This window comes from Metabacillus bambusae, from assembly GCF_017497975.1.
Taxonomy (GTDB): domain Bacteria; phylum Bacillota; class Bacilli; order Bacillales; family Bacillaceae; genus Metabacillus; species Metabacillus bambusae.
Window position 1 is genome coordinate 92,274 of record NZ_JAGDEL010000011.1, and the last position, 20,388, is coordinate 112,661.

Annotated in this window: 18 protein-coding genes; 4 read left to right on the forward strand and 14 right to left on the reverse strand. The window is 35.0% G+C overall.

The features are described 5' to 3' along the window. Positions 1–159: 159 nt before the first annotated feature. Complete coding sequence (locus I7822_RS15350; protein WP_207979703.1) at positions 160–741, forward strand: YitT family protein; 582 nt, start codon at positions 160–162, stop codon at positions 739–741. 268 nt (positions 742–1,009) lie between these two features. Then, positions 1,010–1,312 (forward strand): DUF5634 family protein, encoded by a 303-nt coding sequence (locus I7822_RS15355; protein WP_207979705.1) that lies wholly within the window; start codon positions 1,010–1,012, stop codon positions 1,310–1,312. 352 nt (positions 1,313–1,664) lie between these two features. Here I7822_RS15355 and I7822_RS15360 read toward each other — a convergent pair whose 3' ends face one another. The 11 genes from I7822_RS15360 to I7822_RS15410 form a co-directional block, all read right to left on the reverse strand. Continuing rightward, on the reverse strand, positions 1,665–3,086 hold the full coding sequence (locus tag I7822_RS15360) for an alanine/glycine:cation symporter family protein (protein ID WP_207979707.1): 1,422 nt from the start codon (positions 3,084–3,086) through the stop codon (positions 1,665–1,667). Between the two features lie 440 nt (positions 3,087–3,526). Then, a complete protein-coding gene (megL, locus tag I7822_RS15365; RefSeq protein ID WP_207979709.1) occupies positions 3,527–4,714 on the reverse strand; it encodes a methionine gamma-lyase in 1,188 nt (395 codons plus the stop codon). A gap of 472 nt (positions 4,715–5,186) precedes the next feature. Beyond that, a complete protein-coding gene (locus I7822_RS15370; protein ID WP_207979711.1) occupies positions 5,187–6,320 on the reverse strand; it encodes an acyl-CoA dehydrogenase family protein in 1,134 nt (377 codons plus the stop codon). A 60-nt stretch (positions 6,321–6,380) separates the two neighbouring features. Next, the gene (locus tag I7822_RS15375) at positions 6,381–6,755 is read right to left on the reverse strand and encodes a DUF5367 domain-containing protein (protein WP_207979713.1); all 375 of its coding nucleotides are present in this window, start codon (positions 6,753–6,755) and stop codon (positions 6,381–6,383) included. Positions 6,756–6,791: 36 nt separating this feature from the next. After that, a complete protein-coding gene (locus I7822_RS15380) occupies positions 6,792–7,382 on the reverse strand; it encodes a TetR/AcrR family transcriptional regulator (protein WP_207979715.1) in 591 nt (196 codons plus the stop codon). 176 nt (positions 7,383–7,558) lie between these two features. After that, positions 7,559–8,767: an MFS transporter gene (locus tag I7822_RS15385; RefSeq protein ID WP_207979717.1), complete on the reverse strand. Its 1,209-nt coding sequence runs from the start codon at positions 8,765–8,767 to the stop codon at positions 7,559–7,561. A gap of 15 nt (positions 8,768–8,782) precedes the next feature. Next, positions 8,783–9,946 carry a Glu/Leu/Phe/Val family dehydrogenase gene (locus tag I7822_RS15390; RefSeq protein ID WP_207979719.1) on the reverse strand — a complete coding sequence of 388 codons (1,164 nt, stop codon included), beginning with the start codon at positions 9,944–9,946 and terminating at the stop codon, positions 8,783–8,785. Next, a complete protein-coding gene (locus I7822_RS15395) occupies positions 9,943–11,109 on the reverse strand; it encodes a DUF3419 family protein (RefSeq protein ID WP_207979720.1) in 1,167 nt (388 codons plus the stop codon). The genes I7822_RS15390 and I7822_RS15395 overlap by 4 nt, the downstream gene beginning before the upstream one ends. A 23-nt stretch (positions 11,110–11,132) precedes the next feature. Further along, entirely contained in the window at positions 11,133–13,766 is a 2,634-nt protein-coding gene (locus I7822_RS15400) for an aminotransferase class III-fold pyridoxal phosphate-dependent enzyme (protein ID WP_207979722.1), read from the reverse strand. Between the two features lie 234 nt (positions 13,767–14,000). Next, entirely contained in the window at positions 14,001–15,386 is a 1,386-nt protein-coding gene (locus tag I7822_RS15405) for a protoporphyrinogen oxidase (RefSeq protein WP_207979724.1), read from the reverse strand. Between the two features lie 128 nt (positions 15,387–15,514). Next, positions 15,515–16,105 carry a DNA-3-methyladenine glycosylase gene (locus tag I7822_RS15410; RefSeq protein ID WP_207979848.1) on the reverse strand — a complete coding sequence of 197 codons (591 nt, stop codon included), beginning with the start codon at positions 16,103–16,105 and terminating at the stop codon, positions 15,515–15,517. A gap of 121 nt (positions 16,106–16,226) precedes the next feature. Between I7822_RS15410 and I7822_RS15415 the strand changes: the two genes are divergently transcribed. Further along, positions 16,227–16,580: a hypothetical protein gene (locus tag I7822_RS15415; RefSeq protein ID WP_207979726.1), complete on the forward strand. Its 354-nt coding sequence runs from the start codon at positions 16,227–16,229 to the stop codon at positions 16,578–16,580. Between the two features lie 238 nt (positions 16,581–16,818). Here I7822_RS15415 and I7822_RS15420 read toward each other — a convergent pair whose 3' ends face one another. Both I7822_RS15420 and I7822_RS15425 read right to left on the reverse strand, forming a co-directional pair. Then, entirely contained in the window at positions 16,819–18,165 is a 1,347-nt protein-coding gene (locus I7822_RS15420) for a sodium-dependent transporter (RefSeq protein WP_207979728.1), read from the reverse strand. Between the two features lie 87 nt (positions 18,166–18,252). Beyond that, the gene (locus I7822_RS15425; RefSeq protein WP_207979731.1) at positions 18,253–18,861 is read right to left on the reverse strand and encodes a methyltransferase; all 609 of its coding nucleotides are present in this window, start codon (positions 18,859–18,861) and stop codon (positions 18,253–18,255) included. 159 nt (positions 18,862–19,020) lie between these two features. Here I7822_RS15425 and I7822_RS15430 point away from each other — a divergent pair, with 159 nt between their 5' ends. Then, on the forward strand, positions 19,021–19,542 hold the full coding sequence (locus I7822_RS15430) for a YpiB family protein (RefSeq protein ID WP_207979850.1): 522 nt from the start codon (positions 19,021–19,023) through the stop codon (positions 19,540–19,542). 115 nt (positions 19,543–19,657) lie between these two features. Here I7822_RS15430 and I7822_RS15435 read toward each other — a convergent pair whose 3' ends face one another. Next, positions 19,658–20,158 carry a hypothetical protein gene (locus I7822_RS15435; RefSeq protein WP_207979733.1) on the reverse strand — a complete coding sequence of 167 codons (501 nt, stop codon included), beginning with the start codon at positions 20,156–20,158 and terminating at the stop codon, positions 19,658–19,660. Positions 20,159–20,388 lie beyond the last annotated feature (230 nt).

Sequence of the window (20,388 nt, forward strand, 5' to 3'; positions counted from 1 at the left end):
AATTATGTTTATTGTTCTTTAAAATTCTCGAATTATTACTACTGAACGTGAAATTGCATTCCCTAAGCTCATATAAAAATAATAAAAGGCAGACTTCATTTAAAATCAAATACGTACATATGATAAATACATGTCCATTTTCTTTGGAGGGGTTTATCTATGAAATTTATTAGAAAAGGCTTGATCATCATAATCGGAAGCATTTTAATATCGTTAGGAATAAATTACTTTTTGGTCCCCTACAAAGTGTTGGATGGAGGAATCATCGGGATAGGGCTTATTGTAAATTATTTATGGGGCCTTAAAGCAGGCCTGATGATTATCATTTTTAGTATTCCTATCTTTTTCATCGCTTGGTTTGGCTATAGAGATTATTTTTACAATAGTTTACATGGTATGGTTATCTCTTCCTTTTTTATTGATATCTTAAACCCAATTCATACATTTTTTCGTATCGAGGCTGTACTTAGCTCCATGATAGGCGGGATCTTAGTTGGCTTAGGAATCGGGCTGATGTTGAAATATAAAACGAGTACTGGTGGAACTGATCTCGTCGCTCAATTTATCTCTGATAAAACAGGTATTAATGTGGGTATCCTCATTTTTATAATTGATGCAGTTGTTATTTTATCTGGTGGTCTGTTATTTTCAACCGAAACTCTCTTGCTCTCGATCATTACCATTCTTTTTGTTGGAATCACGACAAGTATATTTACTAGAAATGTTATACATTCAGATTAATCTAAATACGTACAAGCACCTGGAGATCTTGTACTTATACATATATATAGGAGCGCACACCTTTATCATTTTTTAAAGGGCTTGTTTAACTTATTTGTTGATTTCCACTGTATTTGTTCGCTTTCCGAAGGAGTCTCACGAATCCGTTCCAATTAACAAAATATAAAATCACCAGTGAGCATTATCAGAACCTTTAAAAAAAAGGTGTTTAGCAACAAAAAAAGAATGACATATTAAGATAAGAGGAAAATGAAATGGAGTTGAAAAGATGGACTTTTTATCAAGAGAGCAAATTATTAACGAACTACAGGATTCGTTTCAACCTATTATTAATAAGTATGGAATAGAGGACATTGGTATTTTTGAAGAAGAAGGTCAAGATAAACATTACTATTTAGGCTATACAGTTCGAAAAGAAGGAAAAACGTATCATATCCATTCACCTTATTTAAAAAACAATCATGGAGGTTTATCTCCAGAGAAAAACGAATGGACAATAGAATCTGATGAACCTGCTAAAAAGGATTTGAAAGGATTTAAGGGATTAGAGGATGCCCTTCGTGAAATTTAGGAGATTCACTAGGTGATCAAGTTGGATGTCTAAGTTCTTATCCTTAGTCTTACAACAAAAAGCCTTAGCCCGAAAAATATCGAGCTAAGGCTTTATTTTGTTTAGAAACAAAAATTGACTAATCATCTTTAGCTTAACAATTAACAATAGTCCAGAACAAAAGCGCAAGCGCCTTGATCAGTCTCGGGCAAATAAGATGATTTAGAATAGAAGGCGTTCTTTGCCTTCAATTCTAAATTAGCTTATGACCTCGAGGGGCTAGGCGCTGGATGTCGTGCGCTTATCCACAGTTCAAGAATTTTATAATTTCCTAAACGATGAGAAAAGCAATTTTCATTACCTTCAACAAAATTTATTTGTTACCACCACTGCTCTTTTCTGAAGAGCCACCCCATGCTTCAACATTTTTTAAACCTTTAATATTTGAAACATGGAAGACTGGATCTTTTCCATTCGCTTTTTGTTTCATATAATCATTAAGTGCTGAGATAGCAACCTTCCCTAGCAGCAAGATCGCAATTAAGTTAATAATTGCCATTAAGCCCATTAGTAAATCTGCAAGACTCCAAACAAAACTTAATGATGCAAGAGATCCAAATGCGACCATCCCAACTACTGCAACACGATAAGTGTTTAGCCAGAGTTTATTTGTATTAATGAACTCAATATTTGTTTCACCATAATAATAGTTTCCAACAACCGAACTAAAGCAGAATAGAAAGACAATGATTGCAAGGAATATTCCAGCCCATGACCCCATTGATGTTTCTAGTGCATTTTGTGTTAGAAGGATACCGTCTGATTCTGTTGATTTATAAAGACCTGACAAGAGAATAATAAATGCTGTTGAACTACAGATGAGAAGTGTATCCACAAAAACGCCAAGAGCTTGAATTAGTCCCTGTTTTACAGGATGACTGACATCAGCTGTAGCAGCGGCATTTGGGGCGCTACCCATACCCGCTTCATTTGAAAATAATCCACGTTTTATTCCATTCATCATCGCAGCACCTAATGCCCCACCAGCTACTTCATTGAGACCAAAAGCACTCTCAAATATTAAAACGATTACACCAGGTAGTTCAGAGATATTCATGATCATGATAAACAGAGCAATTAAGATATATCCTCCGGCCATTATTGGCACCATCAATTCAGATACTGTCGCAACTCGTTTAATCCCGCCAAAGATAACCACTGCTGTAATAATAGACAAGACGATCGCAATGATGACTTTATTTATTCCAAAAGTTCCATTTAGCGCACTCGTAATTGTGTTTGCCTGAACAGAATTAAATGCTAATCCAAACGTTAGAGAAATTAACACAGCAAATGTTACACCCATCCAGCGGGCATTTAACGCCTTTTCCATATAGTAAGCAGGTCCGCCTCGGAATGTGTTACCATCTTTAATTTTGTAAATTTGAGCAAGTGTACTTTCTATAAATGCAGAAGCTGAACCAATTAAGGCAATTAACCACATCCAAAATACTGCTCCTGGACCACCAGTTGTGATTGCAATTGCAACCCCTGCAAGGTTACCTGTACCTACGCGTGAGGCTGTACTAATACAAAAAGCCTGAAAAGAAGAGACACCTTTTTTATCAGCCTTTGCACCTTCACCTAAAAGCCTAAACATTTCGCCAATTAAACGAAACTGTACAAACTTTGTTCGAAAAGTAAAATAAAGACCAGTCCCAATTAACAATATAATTAAAACATATGACCAAAGTAAAGTATTCGTTCCATTAATAAACGTTTCAATTATGTTCAATTCACAACACCCCTTACTTTATTTACTCTAGACTTTCATATGATGCACAATCGTCTACAGATATACACTTTTACTATATTAGCATATTACCTACTTCCTAAAAACCTTTATTTTTATCCAAACTTTTTGATAAATAAAATAATTACAAATATTAGGCGTATTACTATTCAGTTTGTGAATAAAGTCAGAATCTTTTTTTAAACTTAATAGCAATCCTCCTTCTTAGAGCGTATTACTATAGGTGATCAATTTATTACAAGTAATGTAAAAGACCAAATGTATATAAATCCATTTAAACCATATGTAGTAAACATAAAACTAGGAAAAGCCGGATAAAAAACTTCAAGTAATAGTTTGGCGAAATCCAGCTTAAGAATATTATAAAATCTCTTAAAGGAGACCTGCACATCCGTACCATATAAGCAGGTCCCGTCATATTTTTACAATGAATCTAAAGCCTGCTTTAAGTCATCCCAAATATCCTCCCATGCTTCCAGTCCTACCGATAAACGAAGTAATTCATTTGAAATCCCCATATCTTTTCTCACTTCTTCAGGGATGACTGCATGTGTCATTGAAGCGGGATGCTGTATAAGTGTTTCTGCATCACCTAGGCTTACTGCAATTGGGATTAATTTTAATTGATTTACCACTTTTACAGCATCTTCATATGTCCCATTAACTTCAAATGAAAGAAGACCTCCACCATTTTTCATTTGTCTCTTCATTATTTGGTAATCTGGGTGATTTTGGTCTCCAGGATAATAAACTGCCTTAATCCTTGGATGATTACCCAAAAGATTTGCAAGCTTTTTTGCATTTTCACAATGGCGATCCATTCTTACTGCCAATGTTTTGATTCCTCTAAGCAATAACCAAGCATCAAAAGGAGAAATGACTCCTCCGATATCCTTTTGGGTCGTTTTCTTTAATTGTTTTATTATTTCATGATTTCCGACAATGATACCTGCAATTACGTCACCATGCCCACCAATGTACTTCGTTGCACTATGGATGGAAATATCACAGCCTAATGTTAAAGGCTTTTGTAAATACGGAGTTGAGAAAGTATTATCAACAACAACCATTATTCCCTTTTCTTTAGCAATCCTAACAACTAATTCTAAATCAATTAATTTCATTGTAGGATTAATGGGTGTTTCAATATAAATACACGTTGTGTTCTCTTGAATTTTCGAAATGATTTCTTCAGTTGTAGCTAATTCTGAGAAGGTATGATCGATTTGATATTTTTCTTGTAGCATCCTTAAAAGGCCAAAGGTACACCCGTACACACCTCTTGAACATAAAATATGATCATTCGCCTTTGTTAGTCCAATTAACACGGCTGATACTGCAGCCATTCCTGACCCGAATGCAAGTGCCGCTTCCCCCTCTTCTAACTGGGCCATACGTTCTTCTAAAACTGTAACAGTAGGATTTGAAAGCCTTGAATAAATATAGCCATCCTCTACACCTGCAAATCGATTAGCTCCTTGCTCTAATGATGTAAAAGTAAATGTTGAAGATTGATAAATTGGTGGGGTTAAGCTATCTGAGTGCTCTTTCGAAGTATAACCTGCATGGATTGCCTTTGTTTCAAAATGATATGTGCCTTCTTTTTTCATTGTTATCCCCCTTGTCCGGAACATGATAGATACTAGGCGGTTGCATTTTATATCATATTTAATCAATCCTTATTTCGTCACATGTATACTTGTAATTTTTTTGTGATGGATATTCAACAGAACAAAAGCGCAAGCGCCTTGAACAGCCTAAGGCAAATAAGATGATTTAGAATAGAAGGCGTTCTTTGTCTTCAATTCTAAATTAGCTAGACCCTAGAGGGGCTAGGCGCTGGAGCTGGATGTCGTGCGCTTATCCACAGTTCAACGAATTTCATAATTTCCTAGACAGCAAAAAAAGCATCTACATTCTTCTTAATGTAGATGCTTTCAAAATTGATTCAATCTTATTTTTATTTTAGGCATTTTTCGCAAACTTTGTTGCTATTTACCAAGAGTGTGGTGTGGTTGATTTCCGTTCCAATCAACCTTAAACAGTTTTCGTTTTAAAGGCAACAATCTCTAAGAAAGAGCCTTATTTTATTACAGTTGGTTCATTTACTTGTTGACTTTCACTACCATGAATATATTGTTCAAAAAGCGCTAAGCAATCTTGTTTGGAAGGTGGATGAAATGTAAGAAGCTGAGATACCAAAAGAAGATATGACGTATCTAAAGATGTTAAGAAGTTCATACCACCTAATAGTTTAGCTGATTGTGTTGAAATTTGCTCAATCTTTCTTTCAATACTATCCCTAACCATTAAAACCTCATTTAACAAAAAGTCTAAAAATTGATTATTGATAAATTTATATGCTAAACCTTCAAGAGAATTCATCGCTTGAACTAAATCAGCGGTTAAGTCATGCATTTTATCTAAATTTGGAGCCTTATTCGATTGTAGGACCTTTTCAACCATGGAAGAAACTACACCTATGTAAGATGCTGTAGCAAGTAATTCAAACCAAATTAACCCATTCATAATGACCGGACTTACGTTTTGCTCAGTTCCGGCATGAAATATATTTTCATTTGAGACAAATACATCCTCAAGAATCACCTCATGAGTATCAGTACCTTTGAGAATCCAGTGATTCCAAAAATCATTTACTTTTATTCCTGGTGTGCTACTAGGTATGATAATGATGGCTAGTTGGTCATTGGGCAGCTTGACACTTGCAGTCAATAAGTCCATCGTGTGAGATAAAGTGCATGGCTTTTTCCTACCATTAACAATTATCCCTCCTGTGACAGGCATAGCTTCTACTGTAGGTGAAAAAATATTTTGGCTAATTCCCTCAGCAAACCCTGAAGCCAATAAAAGATTCTCTTCTGCAATCATAGTTAAAATTCGCTCTAATTCAGGTTGTACGCTTATTGCACCTATTAAAGATGCAACTGAAAATTGATGCATTGTCAGTGCTATTGCTAAAGAAGGGGATCTAGAGCCAATTGCTCTTTGAATGTAAATGGCGTCTAATGCGCTAGCACCTTTTCCACCATATTCTTTTGGAATCATAAGTGAAGGAACACCCATATGTTTTATTAGATCCATACACTCATTTCCTTGAGACTCTCTTTCCATAAAAGTAAAAGAAGCTAGTTTATCATCCAGACCTGGAAAATACTCTTCAATTACTAAACGTTCTTTTGCTAATAGTAATGACATGATTACACTCTCCCTAGCTATTTTTTATTCCTTCTGATATTACACTAGTGTAGATTCCGGCTATTCCAACTCATTACGATTACCTATAAAACCAGATAATAAAATTAGTGAGTATGCCCAAAGCAACCAAGAAGCAAAAAATTTATCCGTATCATGACTAAGGTTTGTAAATATGTCTTGGAAATAAATAAGAACAATTGAATCAATCAACATACCAGGTAAGGCAATAAACATCGCAGCTTTTATCCTTTGACTTGCTGTAACCCTTTTCCATTTGTATATTGGCAATGTTAAAACAAGAATTAATGGTACTACCAAAATATAAGACAAAATCATTAGCATTGGTTGATCATGTAGAAAAAAGAATTGACCTCCAAATCTAAAAATTAATGTCGCTCCAAGCCAAACTAATAGTCCCCATAACAGAAAAAACATGAAGAACACTCCTCTATTATTTTTCGTTTACATGTACTATGATTTATCCAATAGATTCTTTATTAAAAATTTCAAATCACGAAAAACACCATCAATATCTGTATCTTCACTCATTAAAGCTTGAATGGCTAAACCGTCAAATAATGCATTAAGTAATACACTCCAAACCTCATTGGATACCCCATGTAGAGTTGAATCTCCAATAAAAGCGTTCATTTGTTGTTTTAAGACATGGTTCTCATAATTTAATAGGTTTCCCAATTGTTCTCGCATCAGTTCATTATTGAATCCAGTAACTGCTAAAGACAAAAACAACTTATGAAAGTAATTATCCTTTGTGATTCGATCTTGAGCTGAATCTAGTGCATTATCCATCCAATTTTCATGTCTTTTTTCTTTTTGTTTAGCAAGACGATCTAATGTACTCCAAGAAATAGTACTTATATCCTTTACAATTTCCATCATTAATTGATCCTTGCTACGAAAATGGTAATAGACTGTACCTTGGGAAATCCCTGCTACTTCTGCAACAGATTTTAATGTTACATTTTGAATTCCCTTTTCAACGATACAACGCTTCGCAGCTTCGATTAATTCTTCTTTTGTTACAACATTTGGTTTAGCCATATCGATTTCTCCCCTTCATTTCCATAAAGCCAAAATAATCCTTTTTCTATTAGGATCTGTTAAACTTGGTCGTTGATTTCCGCTACATGCGTTCGCTTTCCGCTCCAATCAATAAAGTACCAAAAACAACAGTGAGCTTTAACAGAGCCTTTCTATTAAACGTTTTCCTACGCTTTTTACATCTCTTCGTGAATTTTGTTAAAAGATTTATTTTTACGTTGCCAATATGACTGGTAAATGAGAATTAGCAAAATCATCGCCGCCGGAAGTAGTAAGGAAGTATAAAAGGTATTTGCACCGTTTTTCACATCACTTAATGCAAAATGGTTGTAAACCTGTGAAGAAATTGTACTTCCTATTACTGCTCCAAGAAGACGTGACATATTTATCATAGATGACACAAAGCTATGATACTTTATTTCCATTTCTATCATTGCCTGTGATGTACTACTTATGATTATGAGCCCCAACCCTAATCCAACAAACAGGTTGGCTAACGCTATCGCTAATAAATTAAAGCTAGCAGATAGGATGATAAACAGCAAACCACAAAGTAAGAAGGCCACCCCTGCTATCGCCAGGTTTAATAATGAAAGTTGTTTCTCCAGCCTTCTGATCAAAACAGCTGCTAAAATAATACTTATACATAAAGGAACCACACCAATAGCAATACCAAAAGTTGAATCAATAAAGTTAGATAATATAAATGGTTCAACGTATAAAATACTATTTAGTATAAATCCTACTCCGAAATTTAAAAGCATAGTAAACAGTAAAATTGATTGTTTTAATACAACTTTAAAATTAAGCTTTCCAAATAATTCTGAATCAGAGTGCTTTTGCATAGTGATTGAACAAATGAGAATCATTAAAAAGACTATTAAGTTTACGAGAAAAATGACTTTCCAATGTCCAAATTGTCCTATGATTCCGCCCAAAATTGGCCCGACTGACGCTGCTAATGCACTAAGTGCTCCCCATATTCCAATTACCTTTGTATAGTCCTCTTTTTTACTCTGATTTAGCATGAGCACAAGGCTAATCGGAACTATAATAGATGAGCCAATCCCTTGTATAATACGTGCAATTAACAGGTATATAAATGATGGACTCAACGCTCCACACAAAGAGCCAAAGCTAAATAACAATACACCGAAAAAGAAGAGTCGTTGATTAGCAATTCGTTGGGACAGTACTCCTACTAACGGCATTAATAAAGCAAAAGGTAATATATACCCATTCATAATCCAAATAGTATGAGACATTTCTATTTGAAGATCTGTCTGAATGATAGGCAACAAAACATAAAGTAATGTTCCATCCTGCATAACAAAGAAAACACTAAGACCAATCACCCAAAGATAAATTTTTTGTGAAATCCCCATAGCTTTTTCCATCTTTTATCTACTCGCTTTGGTGGTATTTTTTTCACTTTCTGCTTCAATGATTTGCTGTAAATTAGTAGTAGCTATTTCCATTGCTATCTCTCTAGTTGTTCTGTTCTTCCTATCACTTTCCACTAAAATACGGTTAACCTTTTGTCTAATTCGTTTTGAACACTCATCAAGTACATTCTCAACATTAGCTTGAGCTGTAATTAATAAACCAAATCCAGTTGCAGCACCGGAATTCACTACAAAGTCTGGTAATACTGTAATCTGATTGTTTCTTAATATATAATCAGCTTCTTTTGTTGTTGGCATATTGGAGCCTTCTACAATTATTTTTGCCGTTATTTGATTTGCATTTTTTTCTGTAATTACGTTAGATACAGCTGCAGGAATTAAGATATCGACTGGTAAAGTTAAAATATCATTTGGTTCCAAAAATGTATAATGCTTCAAATGGTCTCGATCAATCAAGCCATTTTCTGTTCTAGCATTTTCTAATTCCTCAAAGCTAAAACCATTTTCAGAATAAACCGTCCCAATTATGTCACTGATTGCACAGATTTTAACACCCTTTGCTGCGAGCAAGCGAATAATTCCATTACCAACTGTTCCAAAGCCTTGTACTGCAACTTTTACAGTTTGAAGATTTAAATGTAAAAAGTCTGTTGATTCTTCGATGGCCTCTATTAAGCCAAATCCTGCTAAGTAATCCATAAATTCTTCACTTAATAAATCATCAATTGATTTTCCTTCTGGTAACTTAATTTCAATTCCTTTTTCACTTAACCTATCAATGACAAGCGAGCTAGGGTCAAACTGAATGCTATTATAAACATGCTTCACATCCGTACTCGTTATCCCCATATCTTCACCAACTAAAAGCATGGCGCGTAAAATAGGGTCTGCCATTTTAGCAAATGCTGTTATTTTCTCCAGTTTATGATTAGAATTTGGATCGCATACAATACCTATTTTAGCTCCACCTAAAGGAATATCCATCATACTATGTTTGTAGGTCATTATTTCTGCCAAACTTCGAATTTCATCCATTGTTACATTGGGGCTCATTCTAATACCACCTGCAGCCAGCCCACCAATAAGCCGATCAATAACAATAAAAGCTCTTGTAGATGTTTTAGGATCAAACAGTTCTATTTCATATTGTGCTTTCATTTGACGACCTCCTTTTTTGCTACTTGAAACGTAAAGGCAAAAGCACAATCCTCTTTATTTAATCTTTCCATCATTTCATTTTGAATCGATAGACTAGGAAACTCAGATACAGGTATATCCCTTTTGGCAAGGAAATTTCTAAAGCATACGATCCCATTATTTCTCATCGTTCGCTCAACATGGAATAGGATTTTTTCAAACTCTTCCTTGGGGATCCATCCTGAAATATCTGAAAGTGAAAATTTATCTAATACACCATTTGGACATTGTGCTAAAAATTGATCGATTCTATCTGTCACAATCTCAACACAATCTAAATTTCTTTTGATCGTTTGATAATGCTTCTTTTGTATATATACTGGCAATGCTTCTTCATTCATATATTTGCTACAAAATAAAAATGTCATAAAATGATTATCTCTAACTAAATGTTCCTTAAATGATTGATCAAAACGAGATAGCATATAATCCCCTATAGAAAAACCATCCTCAACTTGGTTAAAATAACTTGGATCTCCTAAAAAGATTTCAAAAAATTTCTTTTTACTACATGTTCGAACTAACCATCTCCAAAAAGGGGTATTCCATTTCTCATCGTAAAACTTTCTTTGTTCTTCAATACTTTCACATTCTAGTAGTTTTTCAAATTGGGGCCGTTTCACTCGAAAAATAAGTGAACCTAAATATTTTTTATAAAACATTTCGTGCTTACCTAAAAAGATAATTCCTTCTTGGATCTTTGAAAGATGTGTTTGCCAAAATTTTTGTGCAGGTGGTGAAAGATGATGTTGCAAGGTGTGAAATACTTCTTTTCTAGATACTCCACTTTGTTTTATACCTAAAAAGGATAAACACTCGTCATGATCAAGTTCCTTTATTGCTGCTATCTTTAATTCCAAAAGAAAGTTTTGATTTGGATTTGCATCAACAGATATTAATTTTTTGGGGCCATCAACTAATAACGATAGACTCCGACATCCACTTCCAGTGATAGATACTACTGTGTCACTTGGTTTAATTTGTAAAGCCTTTAATTCTGACTCTGAATCCTCATCACTAGTCGTATAAAGCAACCATTGATCACGATAGATGCTATTTTCCATTTTTTCTTCAGTCCATGTAATCTGATCTGGTTTAAGAGAATGATTCGTCTGAATTGACATTAGATTTATGATCTCCTTCCATTTTAAACCTTCACCATTTCTGTGCTTAGATCTAAACTATCTAATTCTGCTAAAGTAAACTGATGTTTCTTAGCAATTTTTTGTATATAGTAGATATCCTCCATTGTGATTCTTCCACCTATCCCAAAGTTCTTCTTCTCATTTTCTAGAGCTAAAAGCATTGTTTCAGATAAACAAGCTAAATTCACACCAGGCTTATATCCTAGATTTTGCCCAAATGAAATAGGTTCAGGGTATTGGACAAGGCCACCTTCAATCACAAGCACATCTTTCCTTAGCTCTTTAACTAATGGCCCTACATTAGCTGGACGTGATACATCACAAATAATAGCCCCATATTTTATCTGATCAACAGGAATTATTTCCTCCATCGAGCTTGTTGCTGTAATCATCATGTCTAAATTACTAATCTCATTTTCTATCACTACGCTATAATGAATAGGTGGTTGTAGTTTTAAAAATGTATAAACCTCCTCTATTTCATCAATCACGTTAATAGACTCAATCTCCTCCCCAGGATTCTTTTGCATGAGTACTTGTTCTATTGCTGTTGTTGAAGGGGCATCATTGAAATTACGTTTCATTAACTCAAGCTTTGACAAAACTTCTTTACGTACCCCTTTATCTTCCTCATTTATGCATAACGCATGCACGTAAATAAGGTTTGCTAACTGTTTAAGTCTTTCGATATTTTTAGAAGGGTTATTGTTTCTACCGATCAACGTTATATTTGAAGTTGTTTGTGCTAAAATCATCGCACATTTTTTCCCTATTGAACCATTTGCACCTAAAATCCCTATTTTGGCGGTATTAATGTCATGCCCCTTTTTTGGGGCAGATTCAATCAATGCTTCAACTGCAGTAATAATCGTTAATGTATTACCGGTTGTTAACGTAATATTTTGGTCAAGAAGATCATAGCCACCACGAGTAACAATTGAGGTATAGGCTCCTAAACCAACAACTTTTGCTCCGAGTTCTTTTGCCAATTTTATGCCTTTTTTTATTGCAGTTACTACTTCTTTTCTTGGTCTTTCTAAAATCTCTTTTCCTCCATAGGTTAACCCTATCAACCAACCCTCAACATAGCCTCCTGCAGGTGTACGAACTGATGGCATATGACACAGCACCCCTGCTCCAGAGTAGTCTGCCTGCCATTCAAATATTTTACTAAGCTCATGATCTGAAAACCTTTCAAAAGATGGTGTATTAGTCACTAAGTCTTGTGGTGAGGGATAGTGACATAAGAAGGCAAAGGAAGTCTTAGGCTTGTCATTTTCATCTAATAAGGATGATATGATTGGTGAATGGTGGTGACGGTAATCTTTAATGAACTCAGGCTTTCTATAATCCCCAGTTGTATAGCGATAAATTAAATAAAAATCTCTTCTGTATAAAATCTCACATAATTCGTTAAATGCTTCTATAAATTGATCAATCTCTTGTCTATCGATTATTAGAGGCGGCTGAATCCGAATTGTAAGAGAATCATTTAAAAATGGCATCACCCGTATTTGATGAACATTTAACAAATAGCCACTTAGTAAATATCCCATTCCCCCAGCACTCGTCATATTTGCGATCTCAAATGAGTCTCCAGCATCAATTACCTCAAATTCAACCGCAAGCATCAAGCCATAACCGCGCACTTCACGAATTACACCAGGCCATTTCGTATGTATGTCCTCCAGTTTCGCTTTGAAATACGAGCCCTTTTGTTTTACCTCCGTAAATAATTCATCATTTTTTTTCAAATAATTGATAAAAGATAAACTCACACTTGAGGTGAAATTATTATTTGCAAATGTGGAACTATGGTTAAATCCAAAATCCTCTGACCAGATGGAAGAACGGCTGATACAAACTGATATTGGTACAAGGCCTCCCCCTAATGCTTTTGATAAGGTTACCATGTCCGGCAATAGATTTTCCTCAGTCGTAACAGACCAATTCCCTAGTCTGCCTAAACCGGTCTGAATTTCATCTACGATCACTAATACATCATATTGTCTGCATAATTCGATAGCTTTAGAGAGATATTGTTTATGAGGAATCCTGACACCGCCTTCTCCCTGTATAGGTTCAACAATAAATGCAGCTATTTCCTCACTATGTTGTTCTAGAGTCTCCTGAAGAGCTGAAAGATCATTATATGAAATCTTTAAAAACACATCTTGTTGAATAAAAAATGGCTCTTGATATTGTGCTTGCCCGGTTGCAGAAAGTGCACCTAGTGTCTTGCCATGAAAACCTTTATGACAAGACAAAATTTTTTCTTTCTTTGTTTTTGCTCGAGCTAACTTTATAGCTGCTTCAATCGACTCTGCTCCGCTTTGGGCAAAAGTACAAATGTTTAAATCACCAGGAAATAAGTTAGTTAGTTGACTAGCTAACTCTTGAGTTACCAATGGAATCGAAGGCTGGCAAAAGCTCGGAGTTTTATTTTCTTTAAATTGGGTTATACTTTGCCAAATTTCTTCATGATTATAACCTAGAGGAAGTGCGCCATATTGCGCGATGAAATCTGTATATCTTTGTTTTTCGTCAAAAATGTAGTAGCTCTCCCCTTTAGTAAAAACTTTGTTCAAATGAAATAGGCCCATGATCTTGTTAACAGAAGGATTTAAATATTCCAAGTTTATTTTCCTTTCTCAGTAAATTAACAAACCTGTAAAATTTTGCCTTGTATTCCAATACATATCCATTCTACTTAGAATATCCTCGATTGTATTGTGTAAAACGTACTATTTTTAACTCAAGTGTAGTGCCTGTCACTACCCAGTTTTTGTTGATATTTGTCGAAGCATCTGATATTTGAACTAACGTAAAAAAACAGGACAGCTGCTACTTAAACTGTCCTGTTTTTTAAGTTATTGTAATGCAATGATCTTTCTTGCAGTATTTTCTCCGTTTTCAATACAGTCTGGGATGCCAACGCCGTAGTAGGAGCAACCCGCAATTACAATTCCTGGATATGCTGCAGCAAGTTTACTTTCGATCGCTTCCACACTTTGAGAATGTGTAATTCGATAATTAGGCATCTGATCTGACCAATTTGTTATTTCACTTGTAATCGGTTCAGCTGAAATACCCAGGCTTTTTTTAATATCGCTTAGTGCAGCTTGAAGAAGTTCTTCCTTATTCATCTTTTGTAAAGCTTGAAATGCCGGATGACTACTTTTATAAAACAGTCTTACAAGCAAATTCTTACTTTCTGACGTATGCTCCCATTTCCGGCTTGTCCATGTACATGCGTTACATGTCAACTCATTATTGCTTGCAGTAATAAATCCAGTTCCTTCTGTTGGAAGTTGTGAATCAGGAACATCAAATCCCACATAAACACTGATTAATGAGCTACTTTTTAGTTTGTCAAACTCCCCTATGATTTCTTTATCATTGAGGATTTTCCCCGCAGCTGTATGGGGTATACTCAATACCACATGATCTGCTTCAATCACTTCCTGATTCACAAAAGAAACTTTATACCTGTTATTCTCTTTTTCAATTTTACTTACTTTGGTGTTCTTTAAAATTTCAACATCCGCAAGCTTATTTTCAAATGCATCAACAAGTGTACCTAAACCGCTTCTAAAAGAAAGAAACTTCCTTTCTCCACCGATTTGGAATTTTTCCTTATTCGCTTCTAAACCCTTTATAATACTACCGTATTTGTCTTTATACTCAAGCAAATATGGCAATGTTGATGCAAGTGTTAAGTCGCTTAGTTTCCCGGAATATACACCAGAGAGAACTGGTGCAATTTGTTTTTCCACTAATTCTTTTCCGAGAAAATGTTCAAGAAACGCTCCAACAGAATCATTTTTGGTGAACGTCTCATTTTTTGTATAAAGATCTTTTAGGGCCTCGACTTTTCCTTCTGCAGAAACAAGTGTGCTTTTCGCTAACGACTCAACACTTGCTGGAATTCCGAAAACTGCGTCAGTAGGAATCTGCTTTAATTCACCTTCTGTATAAATAAACGAACGGCCTGTAGCATTGTATACGACTTCACTCTGCAAACCGAGTTCTTCAATAAATGTCATCGTACTAGCTTTCCGAGTTACAATTGAATCTGCCCCCGCTTCTATCACAAAACCGCTATCTTTTACTGTGCGAATTTTCCCTCCGAGTTCTGCAGATGCTTCTACAAGAATAAGCCTCACATCTGATTGATTCGCTTTTTTCCATTTATGCAATTCATACATGGTAGATAATCCTGTAATACCGCCACCAATGACTATTACTGTTTTCACCTATGCACACCTCTATTTACAATCCAATTTAAATCATTTAAAGTGTACCATATTCCACCATCCATTCAGTGATATTTGATACATATTAACTGACATTACTCACATTAAACAAACGTTTAATTAACACATTATTTAGACACAAATTTGTTTCCTGATATCCAGAAACGCCAAGGATAGTCTTTTGCTTCACCTGAATTATTAATTCCAATTCTCTTTCCACAAGATATTCCTTCAGGCTTAGATCCCTCAGCTAGATATAAAGGAGGCTTGAAAATGGGGTGACCATAGTCTTCCATTCCAATTCCTAATGCCTTAGTAAGCTTTCCTGGTCCATTTGTAAGGTTTCTTTGGTCTGTTACAGGCCGTCTTTTATTCATAAGGTCAATTCCGGAGAACGGTTCAACCGCTCTGATTAGCACTGCTTCTGGTTTCTCCACATCTCCACTCACGACATTAACAAGACAATGAGTATGCATGACATATGTATACACATATCCAGGCTCCCCGAACATTATTTCCGTCCTTTTTGTTCTTCTATTACCAAAACTATGAGCAGCACGGTCTTCAGGGCCCTTATATGCTTCTGTTTCAACAATCATTCCAGATGAAATACCATCCTTTGTTTCTTTCACTAGTAAACATCCGAGTAGCATTTGAGCTAATTCTAGTGTTGGTTGGTTATAAAATGCTTGTGGTAAAGGCTTTAAAAAAGGTTCTATGTCCAAATCTTTCTTATCCCCCTTGTTCCTATATTTTACACAAAGTCCTATGCAATTATTTTGTATTCATCATAAAATAATAATAGCATGTAGAGATTTAAGATTAGGGGGAAAAACTAAAATGAAATATTTTAGTAGTTTCATTGCAGCAATTACGCTAACAAGTCTTTCTTATTTTCTAGGAGATCTATTCCTGACTAAGGGCTTATTAATATGGCAAGCTCTAATAATTGGAGCTAGTGTGGTTATTTTAGGTGCCACTGCAGAAAAATTACGTGCACCGATGTGGCTGATTATTCTTACACCTTTTCCCGTTGGAATGCTTCTGCTGTTTTTCTTTTTAAATGAAAGCTGGACTATGTGGCTTTCCACTTATTCATTTACACTACTAATCTACGTCATCATTCATGTGATAATCAGCTCTCTCTTTCGTTTCCATTCCCTTATTCCGGCTTGGAAGCTTTCAAAGGGTTAATGAACCAAAGCACAAGTGTCAAGAACAAAAGCGCAAGCGCCCGTTTAGCGACGTATGGACTGGACTGAGCCGTAGGAGATAAAGGAAACACGAAGAGCGTTAGAGATTCGATGTTTGAATTATCGTACAGAGGTGAAGGAAGTCCACTAGTCGCTGGGAGCTGGAGCTGGATATCGTGCGCTTATCCACAGTTCAATAATTTTATAGTATACTCTTCTACATTGAACTCGAACCCTTTTTATATCACACCTAGTGTATGAAGGTAGACAATGATAATTGTAAGAGGGACAATCCATTTCATTAAAAATCTCCATGATGCGAACAATAATGGTGAGTATGAATTTTCCAATTTAAATTCTTGCTCAACGATTGTTTTGTTCATTTTAAATGAAATAAACAACGCAATTAGTAAGTTGCCAAGCGGCAACATAATATTACTAACAAGGTAATCAGTCGCATCAAAAATTGTTTTACCGAAAATGAGAAAATCACCTAAGACACCCATTGATAAAGCAGCTGGGATTCCAGCGATAAAAACAGCTAAACCAGCTACCCATGAAACATTCCTTCTTGAGCGTTTTCCACCTTCTGTAAAAGCTGATACGATAATTTCTAGTAAACTGAATGAAGATGTTAAAGTTGCAAATAAGAAAAGTAGTAAAAACAAGCTTAAAAAGAACTCTCCAAATGGGATTTGAGAAAATACAGTTGGTAGAACGATAAATAATAACCCAGGACCCTCTGTAGGCTCAAGTCCAAGTGCAAAGACAGCCGGAAATATTGCTAATCCTGCCAGTAATGACACAAAAATATTCATAAGGACGACTGAGCCTGCAGCGGATGGAATACTTACTGTTTTATCTAAATAGGAACTATATGTAACCATACATGAGAACCCAACTGCTAATGCGAAAAATGATTGACCCAATGCATACAAAATACCCTCACCTGTTATGCTTGAGAAGTCAGGCTTTAAGAAGAATTGTACACCCTCCATAGCACCATCCAATGTTAAAGACCTAATGACAAGGACGATAAAAAAGATAAATAATAACGGCATCATATACTTACTAGCTTTTTCAATTCCATTCTTTATCCCAAATGTAAGAACAACAATATTGATTAGTAAATATAGGGCTAAGCCAAGAAGAGTTAAACTTGGTGAGCTTGTAATCCTTCCAAAGAGCTCAGGATAATTTGCCCCGCCATGAATCACTTGACCAGTAATGGAAAGAAAACTATAAATTAAAACCCACCCACCAACAACACAATAAAATGATAGCAATAAAAAACAGCCAATCACACCAAGCTTTCCAATTTTATCCCACTGGCTTTTCGGTGCTAATATTTTATACGCTGAAATTGCCTCTTGCTTCGCTCCTCGTCCAATAATAAACTCTGAAATAAGCATCGGAAGCCCGATGAGGACTGTAAAAGCGAGAAAGACCAAGAAAAAAGCAGCCCCTCCATTCATCCCTGCAACATAAGGGAACTTCCATATTGCGCCAAGGCCAATTGCGGCTCCAGCAGAGGAAAGGATAAAGCCTATTTTGGATGACCATTGCTCACGTTGTTTGTTTTCCATGATTTCCTCCTTTTGTTGGGTGCCTGTCACCCCCCGGTATTTGTAGATTTTTGTCGACATTCATACGAAGTGAATCAAATTATACACTTACCGGACCAATCGATAAATTAAAAATCTCTCATTAGGATTATGTTCATATATTCCTGGCAGATTGACTTCCTTTTTTAATTCAAAAGAGCTGTGGTTTTCTAAAAAATAGATATATTCTTTTGACACATAATATAAAATAAGCTCTATTTCTCGATTCGATTTTTCCACTGAAATCAATATATTCTTAATGACTTTCATAAAAATTTGAATCGAAAAGGGATTAAAAAAGTAAAATCGATTGTCTAATGGATCAATCTGATACTCTTCTGCTAAACAACAATGAAAATGAACTTTATCGGCACTTTTTTTCGTTTTCTTTATATAACGAGTAAGATTTTCAATTGCTTCCATATAAAAGTCCTCATTCATTTCTATACCTACAACTGTTGTATTTATTAAATAATTGATAAAGAAGTTTAGCCTTCCTTTTCCACACCCAAAGTCAACAATCCGATCACTGCTTTTTAATTCATAATGATTAAGCAAATGTTGCAGGGCACTATATGGTGTTGGCTCATATCGATGATAATGGAAAGACTTATTGAACCCCTTTTGTTCTCCACCTGTCTTTATGTTTAGCAGTTTATCATAAAATATTTCTTTCATTTTGCACTCCTAAATGTATTTACCTATTTTCTATAAACTATATTATAAACGTAAAGTTATTTTAATCATAAAGAAACTTATCAAAACTCAATATGTTAAATCCTGAGCAAAATGTTATCATAGAAAGAAATATTACTAGAAAGTAAAAGGTGGGATTTAATGAACTGGGTATCAACCACTAAAAAAGGCGATTTTCTCAAATGGTTTTTAAATCATCATCAACTAAAGAATAAAGAAGCTCGAAGGCTCATTGAATATATTCAAAATAATCACCATATCCTCAAGAATCTTTCCTTCATAGAGACGGTTCATCCAAATGAACGGACCATTGTCATCTCAAGTGTAAGCTCAGATGAAGCAGGCTTTCTCTTTTATGCTAATAACTTGAAAACGGAAGATGTCTCGAGGGCATTTGGATCCTTAATTAATAACCCTACAGACAAAGTCAATCTCATCCTCCACTTCTTTGGAAAACAAGCTAATTATCGCTTTAAAGAGTTAGTTGAAACACGCAGACTACAGTCTATTAAACAATATGAGCAATCCGAAAAAGATGCAAAAGCAACCGATATTGTTGTTGAAATTGCGTTACTTAAAAGTCAGATTAATAAAGCATTGGATGATCGAGATGAAGAGCTTTTTAAAGCTTTAGTGGGGAAGTTGAAGGAAATTACTAATTAAACCTTGTTGAATGAATAGTAAAGGGTGCACTTAAGACCTCTAAGTTCACCCTTAGCTGCTACCAGTTTTTCAAATAAAAGCTGTCAAGCCTTAGTATTGTAGAAATAATCAATCTCTAATTATTATACTTTTTCCAGTAATCATATATAGCTTCTTTGAAAATTTCAGTTAAATCCTCGTTTTTTTGCATTTTTAGCCATTCAACTTGAACAATTGGTAGCTTCATTTTTAAGGTTACTTTTTCATCAGGCATTTCATATTTTCTTATCTCCTCTAGTGTGATGCCCTCTTCTATGTTTGGAAACATTAAATGATTTTCGTTGACCATTAGGAAATCCTGATATTCTTCAATTTCATTCAGTTCACAATATAAATTAAGCCGAGGTAACCCTCCAGACAAGTCTTGTAAATGCATAATTGTATTTATCACTCTACCATCTAGTAATTCTATCTCTAAAATTAAATTTTCTTCATGTTTATATTTATTTACAACAATCTCACTCACGATTATACCCAATTCCAACGTATATCCCGTACTAGTCTCAAAGATATATATCGCACTATTAAATACATGGATACTCTCTCCATCTATTTTTACTGATTTAACTTCAACCATAAAATACTCTCCCTTCACGAATTATTTCGACAAAAAAGAGCATTTACCCTGCCAACTATTTAGACAGATATGTATTAATAAATGTAAGATACACTTGTGACATAAACTTTTGTATAAATTTCATAAAAAATATAAGGGATTATTTATGAAGAAAAATACAATGATCACTGTCATAAGGAATAGACACGAAAAAGACCCGGAAATCGGAAAGGTATTTTTCACGAAAAACG

Coding starts and splice junctions, on each gene's coding strand:
- megL (WP_207979709.1), bottom strand. CDS start 4,714: ATGAAAAAAGAAGGCACATATCATTTTGAAACAAAGGCAATCCATGCA.
- I7822_RS15375 (WP_207979713.1), bottom strand. CDS start 6,755: ATGTTTTTTCTGTTATGGGGACTATTAGTTTGGCTTGGAGCGACATTA.
- I7822_RS15430 (WP_207979850.1), top strand. CDS start 19,021: ATGAACTGGGTATCAACCACTAAAAAAGGCGATTTTCTCAAATGGTTT.
- I7822_RS15380 (WP_207979715.1), bottom strand. CDS start 7,382: ATGGCTAAACCAAATGTTGTAACAAAAGAAGAATTAATCGAAGCTGCG.
- I7822_RS15385 (WP_207979717.1), bottom strand. CDS start 8,767: ATGGGGATTTCACAAAAAATTTATCTTTGGGTGATTGGTCTTAGTGTT.
- I7822_RS15370 (WP_207979711.1), bottom strand. CDS start 6,320: ATGTCATTACTATTAGCAAAAGAACGTTTAGTAATTGAAGAGTATTTT.
- I7822_RS15355 (WP_207979705.1), top strand. CDS start 1,010: ATGGACTTTTTATCAAGAGAGCAAATTATTAACGAACTACAGGATTCG.
- I7822_RS15435 (WP_207979733.1), bottom strand. CDS start 20,158: ATGGTTGAAGTTAAATCAGTAAAAATAGATGGAGAGAGTATCCATGTA.
- I7822_RS15420 (WP_207979728.1), bottom strand. CDS start 18,165: ATGGAAAACAAACAACGTGAGCAATGGTCATCCAAAATAGGCTTTATC.
- I7822_RS15415 (WP_207979726.1), top strand. CDS start 16,227: ATGAAATATTTTAGTAGTTTCATTGCAGCAATTACGCTAACAAGTCTT.
- I7822_RS15395 (WP_207979720.1), bottom strand. CDS start 11,109: ATGTCAATTCAGACGAATCATTCTCTTAAACCAGATCAGATTACATGG.
- I7822_RS15425 (WP_207979731.1), bottom strand. CDS start 18,861: ATGAAAGAAATATTTTATGATAAACTGCTAAACATAAAGACAGGTGGA.
- I7822_RS15350 (WP_207979703.1), top strand. CDS start 160: ATGAAATTTATTAGAAAAGGCTTGATCATCATAATCGGAAGCATTTTA.
- I7822_RS15390 (WP_207979719.1), bottom strand. CDS start 9,946: ATGAAAGCACAATATGAAATAGAACTGTTTGATCCTAAAACATCTACA.